This window comes from Streptomyces sp. NPDC087420 (assembly GCF_044744165.1).
GTDB lineage: Bacteria > Actinomycetota > Actinomycetes > Streptomycetales > Streptomycetaceae > Streptomyces.
The window spans coordinates 50743-64212 of record NZ_JBIUXU010000010.1; the positions used below are offsets into that span (position 1 = coordinate 50743).

Genomic DNA, 13470 nt, shown 5'->3' on the forward strand with positions numbered 1-13470 from the left:
GGCTCAGCGGGTTTCCGGGCCCAGCAGTTGACGGGCGATCACCATCCGCTGGATCTGGTTGGTGCCCTCCACGATCTGGAGCACCTTCGCCTCGCGCATGTAGCGCTCGACGGGGAAGTCCGCCGTGTAGCCGTAGCCGCCCAGGACCTGTACGGCGTCGGTGGTGACGCGCATGGCCGCGTCCGTGCAGAACAGCTTGGCCATGGCGGCCTGCCGGGAGAACGGCAGGCCCGCGTCGCGCAGGCGCGCGGCGGCGAGGTAGAGCGCGCGGCCCGCCTCGATCTGTGTCGCCATGTCCGCGATCAGGAAGCGCAGCCCCTGGAAGTCGGCGATGGGGCGGCCGAACTGCTGTCTGCCGGTTGCGTACGCCGTGGCCTCGTCCAGCGCCGCCTGCGCGAGGCCGACCGCGCACGCGGCGATCCCGAGGCGTCCCGAGTCGAGCGAGGCGAGCGCGATCGCGAAGCCCTGACCCTCCTCGCCGACGCGCCGGTCGTCCGCCACCCGCACGCCGTCGAAGTGGAGTTGGGCGGTGGGCGAGCCCTTCATGCCCATCTTCTTCTCCGGGGCGGCGGCGTGCAGACCGGGGGCGTCGCCCGGCACGAGGAACGCGGTGATGCCCCGCGCGCCGTCGCCGCCCGTCCTCGCCAGGACGGTGTAGAAGTCCGCGATCCCGCCGTGGGTGATCCAGGCCTTGGTGCCGGTGATGACCCAGTCGTCGCCGTCCCTGACCGCGCGCGTCCGCAGCGAGGCGGCGTCGGAGCCCGAGGCGGGCTCGGAGAGGCAGTAGGCGCCCAGCAGACCGCCGCCCAGCATCGCGGGGAGGTGTTCCGCCTGCTGCTCCTTGCTGCCGAACCCGGCGAGCGCGTAGGAGGCCAGGGAGTGGACGCTGACGCCGAGGCCCACGGTGAGGCGGGCGGCGGCGAGTTCTTCGAGGACCTGGAGGTAGACCTCGTACGGCTGGTCCCCGCCGCCGAGGGCGGAGTCGTACGGCAGGCCGAGCAGGCCCGACTCGGAGAGCAGGGTGAAGAGCGGGCGCGGGAAGTGTCCCGCTTCCTCCTCCTCGGCGGCCGCGGGAACGATCTCCCGCTGGGCGATGTCGCGTACGAGCGCGAGAAGGTCCTCGGACTCTTCGGTGGGCAGGTGACGTTCCACCGGCTGCGGGGCGCGGTCGGGCATGGCGGCGCTCTCCTCCCTGTCGGGACACTGCGGCGGTCGCGCGCGGGGTGGGGCGGCGCCGCCGGCTGAGGTCCGGGATATCCCCGGACGCGTACTGCCCAACCGATGCTGCCTTCCCGGATCGCGGAAGAGGCTGACCAGCGGTTGTGGCGCGTTGAGTATGCCCGATCGGCGGCCCCCCGTCACCGGGGGCGGATCCGCCCGCGCCGCGCGCCCGGGAGCGCGCCCGGGCGCCCGGGTGCGTCCTCTTCGTCCCCTTACGGCGCGGCCGAGTTGGTCCGCACCATTGACCGCAGTGGTCTAGTCCTTCTAACGTCCACCCGGAACGGGTTCGGTGTTCATGTCACATCCGGACCGTGGCCGGCCGTCCTTCCACCGCTCCGTCCCGTCCGGCCACTCCCCCACCCGTACGTCCTCCCCCACGAGGAGACTTCGTGCTCACACTTCACCGTCCTCGCGCCCGGCTCCGGGCGCTCGTCGCCGCCGCGTGTACCGCCGCTCTCGGTGTCAGCCTCCTCGCCGGAGCCGGCAGCGCCTCCGCGGGCGCGCCGACGTCGCCGGCGGCCGCGCAGCAGGCCGCCGCACCGGCAGCGGCGGCGGCCGGCAGCAAGGTGGTCGGCTACTTCACCAACTGGGGTGTGTACGACCGGAATTACCACGTCAAGAACATCGAGACGTCCGGTTCCGCCGCCAAGCTCACGCACATCAACTACGCCTTCGGCAACGTCACGGGCGGCAAGTGTGTGATCGGCGACTCGTACGCCGACTACGAGAAGGCGTACACCGCCGACCAGAGCGTGGACGGCAAGGCCGACGCCTGGGACGCGCCGCTGCGCGGCAACTTCAACCAGCTGCGCAAGCTCAAGGCGAAGCACCCCGGCCTGAAGGTCATCTGGTCGTTCGGCGGCTGGTCCTGGTCCGGTGGCTTCACCGAGGCCGCGAGGAACCCGGCCGCCTTCGCGAAGTCCTGCTACGACCTGGTGGAGGACCCGCGCTGGGCCGATGTCTTCGACGGCATCGACATCGACTGGGAGTACCCCAACTCCTGCGGTCTGAGCTGTGACACGAGCGGCCGCGCCGCCTTCAAGAACCTCGCCTCCGCGCTGCGGACGCAGTTCAAGGCCCCGAACCTGGTCACCGCCGCCATCACGGCCGACGGCACCCCCGGTGGCAAGATCGACGCCGCCGACTACGCGGGCGCCGCGCAGTACCTCGACTGGTACAACCCGATGACGTACGACTTCTTCGGTGCCTTCGCGGCGCAGGGCCCCACCGCCCCGCACTCCCCGCTCACGAACTACGCGGGCATCCCGACCCAGGGCTTCACCACCGACACCGCCATCGCCAAGCTCAAGAGCCTCGGCGTCCCGGCCTCGAAGCTGCTGCTCGGCATCGGCTTCTACGGACGCGGCTGGACCGGTGTGACCCAGAAGGCGCCCGGCGGGTCCGCGACGGGCGCGGCGGCCGGCAAGTACGAGGCGGGCATCGAGGACTACAAGGTCCTCAAGACCAGCTGCCCGGCCAACGGCACGGTCGGTGGCACCGCGTACGCCTTCTGCGGCAATAACTGGTGGAGCTACGACACCCCCGCCACCATCGCCGGGAAGATGGCCTACAAGAACCAGCAGGGTCTTGGCGGCACGTTCTTCTGGGAGCTGAGCGGCGACACCACCAACGGTGAGCTGATCAAGGCGATCAACTAGGCAGGACGGTCCTCACTGTTCACCGGGCGGGCCGGCATCCGGCCCGTCCGGTGAATGCCCGCCCGGTGAATGCCCGTCCGGCGCAGGGCCGTCCGGCGTCTGCCCGTCCGGCGCGTCGAGCAGGCTCTCGGCCTGCCGGTCGTCGAGACCCGTGAACGGCCGCCACTCCAGGTCGGGTGGCGGCGCCGGGCATTCCGGCGCGAACTCCTCGATCGTGTTCAGGGTGTGGCGCAGCATCCGCACCAGCAGGTCGCGCGGGATCTCCCGGGGCAGCGTGTCGCGGTGCGCCAGCCATTCGAGCGTGAGCCACTCGACACTGCTCAGCCAGCCCAGCAGCGCGAGCCGGGCGATCGGCGGGATGTCGTGGTGTCCGTAGGCGCCGTCGGCGACCGTGGAGACCAGCCCCGTACGCACGGCGTCCCTGATGGACTGCACCTGGGTGTCGAAGCCGACACCGCCGTTGATGACGGTGCGGTAGGCCGCCTCGTTGTACTGGGCGAAGCGCAGATAGGCCTCGACGGTCCGCTGCACGCGCTGGGTGCGCGGGAGTTCGGCGCCGCCAGCGGCGAGCGTGACGAGTTCGGTGACGGCGTCCTCGACGATCGCGAGGTAGTAGCCGCGCTTGTTCTCGAAGTAGTAGTAGATCAGCCCCTTGGCCACCCCGGCGTGCGAGGCGATGTCGTCCATCGACAGCGCGTCGTACGAGGTGTCGGCGAACAACTTCCTTCCGGTGGCGATGAGTTCGGAGCGTCGCACCTGTGATCGGGCGGACGCGCCCCGCTGCTGACTACGATTCACGTTCGCGTCCTGGTCTCCGGCTGCCTCAGAATGCCCGCAGTATTGCAGAGACACCCGTGGCGGCCGGAGACCGGTTCGATCAGAGCAGTCCGACCGACCGCAGGGCGTGCCGCTGGGCCGTGCTGGGGTCGGCGGGCCAGTAGACGTAACAGACGCCACCGGTCCCCGAGGTGACGTTCCCCGACGCGTTGTAGCGCTTGGTGCGCAGCCAGATGGTCTCCCACTCGGCCCGCCGGTACACCCGCCGCACGGCGTTGTTGTCGGGCGAGGCGGGGTCGTTGGCGATCACGTCCCCCTTCTCCGTGAAGCCGATCACGGTCATCAGGTGTCCCGCCGTGCCGTAACCCGCCCCGGTCAGCTCCGTCTGGAGGAACGACTGCGAGGTGATGACGGGGATGCCGGCACGGACCAGGTTCTCCACGTCGGTCAGCGAACCGAGCCGGGTGACGGCGGAGTTCAGGTCCCGGTACGTGGCGGCGTACGCGGCGTTGAAGGGCCAGTTGCCGCAGCCGTCGTACTGGTGGTCGAACGTGTACCGGGCCGCGTGGCAGACCTGCGGGTCGGCGAAGGCGGGGTCGACCCAGGCGAGATCCTCCGCGGTGGGCCTGCGCCCCCAGTACTCGATGATCATCTGCGAGGAGGTGGGGCTGCACCACGCCTCGCCGCCGTTGTCGTACTCCGGGTACTGCCCGGCATGGGTGTTCTGCGAGTAGCGCGGCACGGTCAGCTCCCGCGCCAGGCCGGGCGCGGAGGCCGGCACGGTGAACCGGTCGGGGATGTCGGACGCCATCGCGCCGAGCCGGTGCACGGTCGGGGTGAGCCGGGTGCCCGGCTTGCGGTACAGGGTGAGCCGCAGCTGGTACGAGGCCAGGCGCAGCCCGCTCGCCGCGTCGTCCACGGAGAAGGTGTCGGTCCAGATGCTGCTGCGCCCGTCGGTCTGGTCGTCGACGGAGGTGCGCCGGATGTCGTCGGGGCCGTCGCCGGAGGTCCAGCGGCCCAGGACGTACCACGGGGTCCTGGTCTTGTCGGAGTAGTCGCCCCGCAGCTCGATCTGGATCCAGGTGCCGGCCGGTGTCCTGGCGTTCCAGGAGGCGACGAGTTCGGTGGCGGGGACGGCCGAACGATGGACCGGCGAGGTCCACGTCCCGTACTCCCAGGCGGTGGTCAGCCCGGTGTGCGGATCGGCGTAGTCGACGCGGCCCGTGGGGGCCCCGATCACCAGGGAGGGCCGGGCGCCCGGCACGGCGCGGGTGCCCTGGGCCTCGCCCGCGCGCCAGTCGGAGTACGACGTCCAGAAGGAATTGTCCACCAGCGGCTCGGCGCGGGGGGCTGACAGGGCGGCGGCGGGGACGGCGGAGACCACGGCGGCGGACGCGGCGGACGCGAGCACGGCGGCCAGTACGGTTCTGCGGGAGGGGGGACGGGTCACAGGGGGGACCTCCGGTCGACGGCAGAAAGGGCGAAAGCGGCAGAAAAGGGGAGTGAGGAGAGGGAGGGGAGAGAGGGGGAAGGGACGGCCGCTCGGCAGTCGTCAACTATCCAGGCTCCCGGCGGCCTTCTGCCAGCGATTCGGCCCGCGTGGCGTGAGCAATATTGGTCCTGACCAGTGGCATGACCTGCGGGACCACCGGGCACCGGATCACCGCCCCCGCCCCTCGTAGGCTGGGCGGATGGACGATCTGACGGATGTGGCCGCCGCCCTGCGCGCCCTGCCGCCCTCCTGCGGGCCCGTACGGCTGGTGGCGGTCGACGGCCACGCGGGCTCCGGGAAGAGCACCTTCGCCACCCGCCTCGCGGACGCGCTCGGCGGCGCGCCCGTCCTGCGCCTCGACGACCTGGCGACCCACGAGGAGCTGTTCGCGTGGCTGCCCCGGCTGCTGGACCAGGTGGTCGACCCCTTCGCGCGCGGGACGAGCGCGCGCTACGCGCCGTACGACTGGACCCTGCGCCGCTTCGGCGCGCCGCGTGTCCTGGCGCCGGCCCCCGTCGTCCTGATCGAGGGGGTCGGGGCCGGGCGGCGGGCCCTGCGGCCTTACCTCGCCCGGCTGCTGTGGATGGACCGGGGCGCCGAGGAGTCCTGGCGCCGGGGGCGCCGGCGCGACGGACCGGCGCAGGCCGGGTTCTGGGACGGCTGGACGGTGGCGGAGACCAGCCATTTCGCGGAGGATCCCTCGCGGCCGTTCGCCGATGCGCTGGTACGGGAGGTACAGGAGGGATATGTGGTGTCTCCTGAGCCGCCTGCGACAGCGGGAACCGAACCGGTCCCTCACCCAACGTGATCAGTTTCGGCCTCCCTGCCGGGCCGTGGGCAATCGGCCCGGCGTGTGCTCCAACTCCGCTTGACCGACGGGTGGGACAGGTCTTACGTTCTTAATGTGCGGCTTTTCGGAGCCGCCGCAGACGCGAAGCCCCCGGTTGTTCCCCCGTGATCGGGGGCTTCGTTCTGCCCCTTTCACCCCTTCCCGGCCGCCGCGCCCCACCCCGCGCTCACCGTCGGTCACCGCTCCCCGCAGACACGCGGCACCCTTAGTCGGACACCCCCTGCGCAGGTACGATGCATCTCGGTGCGGTCAATTCCCGTCCGCGACAAGGTGGTTCAGCACGCTGCCGACGGGCTCCCGCCCGGCGGGACATCATGGGTGCACGGTTTGTGGGGGACCTGATGGATATCGGCACGCAGGGCACGCACGCCCCGGCCGACCTCGCCTGGGTGCGCGGCGTGGACGCGTACACCATGGGCGCGTATCCGCAGGCGGAGGAGGAGTTCAGGACCGCCGTACGGCTCGATCCCGGAATGGCCGACGGCTGGCTGGGGCTGCACGCGCTGCGCGTCGACACCACGACGGCCCTGCTCCGGATGTACCGCCACCGCGACCGCTTCGGCGAGCAGCGCGCCCACCACCGCCGCACGCTCAACTCCTGGTACTGGCTCGGCTGGTGGGTGCAACCGGTACTCGAGAGCGGCCGGGACCTGCTGCTCGCGCACGCCTCGCACTGGCTGGACGGCCGGCACGTACCGGAACTCGACCGGGCACTCGCCGGGCTGCCGCCCGTGAACGCCGATCCGCAGGTGCGGTTCCTGCACGCGTGCCGCGCGTACCTGGTCAAGGACTGGGACGAGCTGGTACGCCACACGGAACCGCTCGTCGACGACACTCTCCTCGGGATCGAGGCGGGCTTGTTCGGCGGCATGGCCCGGGTCAGGCTGGAGATGTTCACGCAGGCGGAGCCGCTGCTGGCCACGGCGCTGATGCGCTGTCGCAGCGAGCAGCCGCAGCGCAAGGAGCTGCGCTACTGGCTGGCGCGCGCCCACGAGGGCACCGGCCGCAGCGCCGCCGCCTTACCTCTCTATCGCGCGGTGCACCGGCTCGACCCGTCCTTCATGGACACCGCCGCCCGGCTCGCGGCGATCACGGACCTGGACGGGTACGAGGGCGCCGACGACCCGGGCGGGCTCGCCTCGGTGGCGTTGGCGGGCTTCGGCCAGGAGGCGGTGGACGCGCAGGGCGATCCGGAGGCCCCGCAGGGGCCGCCCGCCTCCGAGGCGTACCTCGGCGGTGGGCCGCAGCCGCTGCTCGGCGGCCCCGCGGACCCCCCGCCGGACAACTTCGACGGGGTACGGGAGAAGGTCCCGCTGCCCGTACAGCCCGCTCCCCCGCGCTTCCCCGCGGGCCCCACCGACCCGGTGCTGCTGGCGAGCGCCCTGGCCGAGCTGGAGCGGATGGTCGGCCTGGAACCGGTCAAGCGGCAGGTCAAGGCGCTCTCGGCGCAGCTCAACATGGCCCGGCTGCGGGCCGGCGAGGGACTGCCCGTCCAGCCGCCGAAACGTCACTTTGTCTTCTCGGGCCCCTCCGGCACCGGCAAGACCACCGTCGCCCGCATCCTGGGCCGGGTCTTCTACGCGCTCGGGCTGCTCGGCGGGGATCATCTCGTGGAGGCACAGCGGGCCGACCTGGTGGGTGAGTTCCTCGGCCAGACGGCGGTCAAGGCGAACGATCTGATCGACTCGGCGATCGGCGGGGTGCTGTTCGTGGACGAGGCGTACAGCCTCGCCAACACCGGCTACAGCAAGGGTGACGCCTACGGCGACGAGGCCCTCCAGGTGCTGCTCAAGCGCGCCGAGGACAGCCGCGACCATCTGGTGGTGATCCTGGCGGGCTACCCGGAGGGCATGGACCGGCTGCTCGCCACCAATCCCGGCCTCTCCTCCCGCTTCACCAGCCGGGTCGACTTCCCCAGCTACCGGCCGCTGGAGCTGACCGCCATCGGCCGGGTGCTGGCGGCGGAGAACGGCGACGCCTGGGACGAGGAGTCGGTGGACGAGCTGCGCTCGATCAGCGCGCACGTCGTCGACCAGGGCTGGATCGACGAGCTGGGCAACGGGCGCTTCCTCAGGACGCTGTACGAGAAGAGCTGCGCGTACCGCGATCTGCGGCTGTCCGGGTACAGCGGCACCCCGGGCCGGGACGACCTGGCGACACTGCGGCTGCCCGATCTGATGCAGGCGTACGGCGAGGTGCTCTCGGGACGCGGTCCGGTGAACCGGGGCCCGCAGGATCCGCCGGGCGCCTGAGCCGGCCGCCGGCCGACCGGGAGCCGGCCGGGGAGCACCGTCAGGAAAGCCGACCGGAAAGGGCCGGCCCCGTGGGGCCGGCCCTCTGTCGTGTCACAGGACGCGTGTCAGAGTGCCAGCGCCTGGTTGTTCTCCCGGTGGGACGGGTCCCGTACCTCACCGACCAGCATCTCCAGCACGTCCTCCAGCGCCACCAGACCGAGCACCCGCCCGGACGCGTCCGCGACCTGCGCGAGGTGCGTGGCCGCGCGGCGCATCACGGTGAGCGCGTCGTCCAGCGGCAGTTCCGCCCGCAGGGTCGCCATCGGCCGCCACACGTGCTGCGGTACGGCCCGTTCGTCCGCCTCCAGGTCGAGGACGTCCTTGACGTGGAGGTAGCCCATGAAGGCCGCGTTGCCCTCCGCGCACACCGGGAAGCGCGAGAAGCCGGTCCGTACGGTCAGCTCCTCGATCTCGCGCGGGGTGACGGCGGGGGTCACCGTCACCAGCGACCCGCGCGGGAGCAGGACGTCGGTGACCGGGCGGCTGCCCAGCTCCAGCGCGTCCTCCAGGCGCTCCTGCGCCTCCGCGTCGAGCAGTCCGGCCTGGCCCGAGTCCTCGACGAGGCGGTTGAGCTGCTCACTGGTGAAGACGGCCTCCACCTCGTCCTTGGGCTCGACCCGGAACGCCCGCAGGACCAGCCGGGCGCAGGCGCCCAGCGCGGCCGTGACCGGGCGGCAGAGCCGGGCGAAGCCGACCAGCCCCGGGCTGAGCCAGAGCGCGGTCTTCTCCGGGGCCGCCATGGCGAGGTTCTTCGGGACCATCTCCCCGATGACCAGGTGCAGGAAGACCACCAGCGCCAGGGCGATGACAAAGCCCAGCGGATGGACGAGGCCCTCGGGCATCCGGACCGCGTGGAACAGCGGTTCCAGCAGGTGCGCCACCGTCGGCTCGGCCACCGCGCCGAGCGTCAGGGAGCAGACGGTGATGCCGAACTGCGCGGCCGCCATCATCTGCGGCAGATTCTCCAGACCGTGCAGCACCTGCCGGGCCCGCGCGGAGCCGAGGGCCGCGTGCGGTTCGATCTGGCTGCGGCGTACGGAGACGAGGGCGAACTCGGCGCCGACGAAGAACCCGTTGGCCAGGACGAGGAGCACGGCGAGGCCGAGTTGCAGCACGCTCATCGGGAGCCCTCCGCCATCGCGGGGGTGTCCGTGGAAGCGTCCTGGGCCACCCGGCCCGCGTCCTGGGCGACCACGCCCGGCAGGTCGTCGTGCGCGCCCCCGGACAGACCGTCACCGGCCACCCCCACCGGGACCTTCGCGGGACCTCCGGCGCGGGATCCGGCAGGACGGGAGGCGGGCGCGTCGGCCGCGAGCTCCTTCGGGCTGTCCTGGTACGCCTCCGCCGGTACGTCACCGGTACGGACCAGCCGTACCCGCTCGGCCCGGTAGCGGTCCACCCGCCGGACGGAGAGCCGCCAGCCGGGCAGCTCGGCCCGGTCCCCGGGAGCGGGGATACGGCCCAGCAGATCGGCGACGAGGCCCGCCAGCGTCTCGTACGGTCCTTCGGGCACGTCCAGGCCGATGCGCCGCAGGGTGAGGACACGGGCGCTGCCGTCGGCCTCCCAGGCGGGCCTGTTGTCCTCGGCGGCCACGGGGGCCAGTTCCGGCCGCCCGTCGCCCTCGGCGTCGTGCTCGTCCCTGACCTCGCCGACGAGCTCCTCGATGATGTCCTCCAGGGTGACGACCCCGGCCGTACCGCCGTACTCGTCGACCACGACGGCTATGGGCTGTTCGCTGCGCAGCCGTTCCAGCAACTGCTGGACGGGCAGGGTCTCGGGGACCAGCAGCGCCGGGACGGCGATGCTCCCGGCCTCCGTACGCGCCCGCTCGTCGCGGGGCACGGCCAGCGCGTCCTTGAGGTGCACCATGCCGACGATCTCGTCGATGCGTTCCCGGTAGACCGGGAAGCGGGACAGGCCGGTGGCCCGGGTCAGGTTGAGGACGTCCGCGGCGGTCGCGTCCGACTGGAGGGCGCTCACCTTCACGCGGGGTGTCATCACGTGCTGCGCGGTGAGCCGGCCGAGGGACAGGGTCCGTACGAACAGGTCGGCGGTGTCCTGTTCGAGCGTGCCCGCCCGGGCCGAGTGCCGGGCCAGGGAGACCAGCTCGCCGGGGGTGCGGGCCGAGGCGAGTTCGTCCGTCGGTTCCACGCCCAGCATCCGGACGAGGCGGTTGGCGACGGTGTTGAGGAGCGTGATCACCGGCCGGAACGCGGTGGAGAAGAGATGCTGCGGTCCGGCGACGAACCGGGCCACCTGGAGCGGCCGGGACACCGCCCAGTTCTTGGGGACGAGTTCGCCGATCACCATCTGGACGGCGGAGGCGAGCAGCATGCCCACCACCACCGAGACCCCGGAGACGGCGCCGTCGGGCAGCCCCGTCGCGGTCAGCGGGCCGTCGAGCAGGTCGGCCAGGGCCGGTTCGGCGAGCATGCCGACGACCAGGGAGGTGATGGTGATGCCCAGCTGGGTGCCGGAGAGCTGGAACGACAGCTCGCTGAGTGCCTTGACGACGGTACGGGCCCGCCGGTCGCCCGCGGCGGCGGCGCGCTCGGCGTCCGGCCGGTCCACGGTGACGAGGCCGAACTCGGCCGCCACGAAGAAGCCGTTGGCGAGGATGAGAAGGAATGCCGCGGCGAGCAGCAGAAGGGAGAGGGTCATGCCGCCGCCTCGTCGAAGGGGGCGGCGCAGGTACTACCGGATGATCCGTCCATTGCTGGAGGGAGTCACTCCTCGGGTCGCAGGATGCCCCACGGGCCGGACACGGCCGTCGGATGCAGGGCGCGGCGCACTCGGCGCCGCCACCACCAGAGTAATCAAGACAGGGGCGTGGAGGGCAGGGGCTCAGCCGTTGTGGCTTCCGGCGTCGCCGGGGCCGGTGCTCCGTGGACCGGTCCCGGGGCCCTGCGGTTCGGGGTCCCGGGCGTCGCTGCCGGTGCCGTGGGACTCCGCGAGGGCGCGCAGGGCGCGCGCGTCGCGGATGGCGTGTTCCTTGGCGACACCGGGCTGGATGGCCAGGACGGGCAGGCTGCTGCCGTCGCTGAGGTCGAGGAAGACCCAGGGGTCGCCGGTGCGCAGATTGACCCGCAGGATCTCCGCCCAGGCCAGCCGGCGGGTCCGGGTGAGATTGACCACGGTCACCCCGTCGGCGTCGGCGACGACCTTCGGCCGGCTCAGGAGCGCGAGCACGCCGAAGAACAGCGCGGCGGTGACGATGAAGCTCAGCCGCTCCCCCGGGTTCAGCTGGTCCAGCGTCATGCCGATGACGGAGATGACCGCGAACATCACCGCGCCGACGCTGAGGAGCACGATCCGGGTACGGGTGGCCCGGAAGGTGACGGGGAGCACGGGCGGCGAGGGCAGCACTGGCATGGGGTTTCGGTCTTCCGGAGGGGACATCGGGGCGGGGAGGACGGCACGCGGTACGGGCCGGTATCAGAGGCGGCAGGCGTGGATGGCGGTGGTGAGGATCGCGCGGGCGCCCAGCTCGTACAGATCGTCCATGATCCGCTGCGCCTCCTTGGCGGGGACCATGGCGCGGACCGCGACCCAGCCCTCATTGTGCAGCGGGGAGATGGTGGGCGACTCCAGGCCCGGGGTGAGGGCGACGGCGCGCTCCAGGTGCTCGGCGCGGCAGTCGTAGTCCATCATCACGTAGCTGCGGGCCACCAGGACGCCCTGGAGGCGGCGCAGGAACTGCTGCACCTTGGGCGTCTCGGAGTCCGCGCCGGTGCGCCGGATGACGACCGCCTCCGAGGTCATGATCGGCTCGCCGATGACCTCCAGGCCCGCGTTGCGCAGGGACGTGCCGGTCTCGACCACGTCCGCGATGATCTGGGCGACGCCCAGCTCGATCGCGGTCTCGACCGCGCCGTCCAGGTGGACGACGGAGGCGTCGACACCGTTGTCCGCGAGGTGCTTGGCGACGATGCCCTCGTAGGAGGTGGCGACGGTCATGCCGCCGAACTCCGCGACCCCGCTCGCCGTACCGGGCTTGGTGGCGTAGCGGAACGTGGAGCGGGCGAAGCCGAGCGGCAGGATCTCCTCCGCGCTGGCCCCGGAGTCCAGCAGCAGGTCCCGGCCGGTGATGCCGATGTCGAGCCGGCCCGAGCTGACGTAGATCGCGATGTCGCGGGGGCGGAGGTAGAAGAACTCGACCGCGTTCTCGGGGTCGACCAGGACCAGTTCCTTGGACTCCTTGCGCTGCTGGTAGCCGGCCTCATGGAGCATCGCCGACGCAGGTCCTGAGAGGGAGCCTTTGTTGGGGATGGCGATGCGCAGCATGGGGTCCGATTCCTTTGTGCGAAGGGGCGGGTCGTACGGGGCCCGGCCGGGGCCCTGCGGTCCGGTCGGGGCGTGCGGCGGTACGGCTCAGAGATGGGCGTACACGTCGTCGAGGGAGATGCCGCGCGCCACCATCATCACCTGGACGTGGTAAAGGAGTTGGGAGATCTCCTCGGCGGCGGCTTCCTTGCCCTCGTACTCCGCGGCCATCCACACCTCGGCCGCCTCTTCGACGACCTTCTTCCCGATGGCGTGCACGCCTTTTTCCACCAGCTCGGCGGTGCGTGAGGTGGCGGGGTCGCCGTTGGCGGCCTTCTGCTGGAGCTCGGTGAACAGCTCCTCGAACGTCTTCTTCGACATGGTGGCGCCCACTTTACGCGGCCCTCCCCGAGTCTCAACGCCAGGGTTCGGCCACAGTCCGGAGGATGGTCGCGGTCGCGACGGCGGCCGTCACCGCCTCGTGGCCCTTGTCCTCGTTCGACTCCGGCAGGCCCGCGCGGTCGAGGGCCTGGTCCTCGGTGTCGCAGGTCAGCACCCCGAAACCGATGGGGACGCCGGTGTCGATGGAGACCTGGGTGAGGCCCTGCGTGACGCCCTGGCACACGTACTCGAAGTGGGGGGTGCCGCCCCGGATGACGACGCCGAGCGCGACCACGGCGTCGTAGCCGCGATCCGCCAGGACCTTGGCCACGACGGGCAGTTCGAAGCTGCCGGGCACGCGCAGGAGGGTCGGCTCGTCGATGCCCAGTTCCCGCAGGGCGCGCAGGGCGCCGTCGACCAGACCGTCCATGACCTTCTGGTGCCACTGCGCCGCGATCACGGCGACCCTGAGGTCACCGCAGTTCTTCACACTCAGTTCGGGTGCGCCCTTGCCGCTCACGTCTCTCCTCGAA

12 protein-coding genes are annotated in these 13470 nt (G+C 71.8%); 3 read left to right on the forward strand and 9 right to left on the reverse strand.

Annotation, left to right across the window (positions count from 1 at the left end):
• Positions 1-3: 3 nt before the first annotated feature.
• The gene (locus ACIO1C_RS21535; RefSeq protein WP_401865910.1) at positions 4-1176 is read right to left on the reverse strand and encodes an acyl-CoA dehydrogenase family protein; all 1173 of its coding nucleotides are present in this window, start codon (positions 1174-1176) and stop codon (positions 4-6) included.
• Positions 1177-1610: 434 nt separating this feature from the next.
• On the opposite strand from ACIO1C_RS21535, the gene ACIO1C_RS21540 reads away from it, so the two are divergent.
• Positions 1611-2879 (forward strand): glycoside hydrolase family 18 protein, encoded by a 1269-nt coding sequence (locus ACIO1C_RS21540; RefSeq protein ID WP_401865912.1) that lies wholly within the window; start codon positions 1611-1613, stop codon positions 2877-2879.
• A gap of 12 nt (positions 2880-2891) precedes the next feature.
• Here the strand turns inward: ACIO1C_RS21540 and ACIO1C_RS21545 are convergent, their stop codons facing one another.
• Both ACIO1C_RS21545 and ACIO1C_RS21550 read right to left on the reverse strand, forming a co-directional pair.
• A complete protein-coding gene (locus ACIO1C_RS21545; protein WP_401865914.1) occupies positions 2892-3677 on the reverse strand; it encodes a TetR/AcrR family transcriptional regulator in 786 nt (261 codons plus the stop codon).
• A 79-nt stretch (positions 3678-3756) separates the two neighbouring features.
• Positions 3757-5106, reverse strand: coding sequence for a peptidase C39 family protein (locus tag ACIO1C_RS21550; protein ID WP_401865916.1), 1350 nt, complete (start codon positions 5104-5106; stop codon positions 3757-3759).
• Positions 5107-5347: 241 nt separating this feature from the next.
• Here ACIO1C_RS21550 and ACIO1C_RS21555 point away from each other — a divergent pair, with 241 nt between their 5' ends.
• Complete coding sequence (locus tag ACIO1C_RS21555; RefSeq protein WP_401865918.1) at positions 5348-5956, forward strand: uridine kinase; 609 nt, start codon at positions 5348-5350, stop codon at positions 5954-5956.
• A 383-nt stretch (positions 5957-6339) separates the two neighbouring features.
• The gene (locus ACIO1C_RS21560) at positions 6340-8250 is read left to right on the forward strand and encodes an AAA family ATPase (protein ID WP_401865920.1); all 1911 of its coding nucleotides are present in this window, start codon (positions 6340-6342) and stop codon (positions 8248-8250) included.
• A 107-nt stretch (positions 8251-8357) separates the two neighbouring features.
• On the opposite strand, the gene ACIO1C_RS21565 is transcribed toward ACIO1C_RS21560, so the two are convergent.
• The 6 genes from ACIO1C_RS21565 to ribH all read right to left on the reverse strand — a co-directional run bounded on the left by ACIO1C_RS21565 (position 8358) and on the right by ribH (position 13457).
• On the reverse strand, positions 8358-9413 hold the full coding sequence (locus ACIO1C_RS21565; protein WP_401865921.1) for a hemolysin family protein: 1056 nt from the start codon (positions 9411-9413) through the stop codon (positions 8358-8360).
• Positions 9410-10954: a hemolysin family protein gene (locus ACIO1C_RS21570; protein WP_401865923.1), complete on the reverse strand. Its 1545-nt coding sequence runs from the start codon at positions 10952-10954 to the stop codon at positions 9410-9412. Before ACIO1C_RS21570 ends, ACIO1C_RS21565 begins: the two co-directional genes overlap by 4 nt.
• 183 nt (positions 10955-11137) lie before the next feature.
• Positions 11138-11665 carry a PH domain-containing protein gene (locus ACIO1C_RS21575; RefSeq protein WP_401865925.1) on the reverse strand — a complete coding sequence of 176 codons (528 nt, stop codon included), beginning with the start codon at positions 11663-11665 and terminating at the stop codon, positions 11138-11140.
• Between the two features lie 63 nt (positions 11666-11728).
• On the reverse strand, positions 11729-12577 hold the full coding sequence (hisG, locus tag ACIO1C_RS21580; protein ID WP_401865927.1) for an ATP phosphoribosyltransferase: 849 nt from the start codon (positions 12575-12577) through the stop codon (positions 11729-11731).
• Positions 12578-12664: 87 nt separating this feature from the next.
• The gene (locus tag ACIO1C_RS21585) at positions 12665-12937 is read right to left on the reverse strand and encodes a phosphoribosyl-ATP diphosphatase (protein WP_161310382.1); all 273 of its coding nucleotides are present in this window, start codon (positions 12935-12937) and stop codon (positions 12665-12667) included.
• Between the two features lie 34 nt (positions 12938-12971).
• Positions 12972-13457 (reverse strand): 6,7-dimethyl-8-ribityllumazine synthase, encoded by a 486-nt coding sequence (gene ribH, locus ACIO1C_RS21590; RefSeq protein WP_401865929.1) that lies wholly within the window; start codon positions 13455-13457, stop codon positions 12972-12974.
• Positions 13458-13470: the final 13 nt, after the last annotated feature.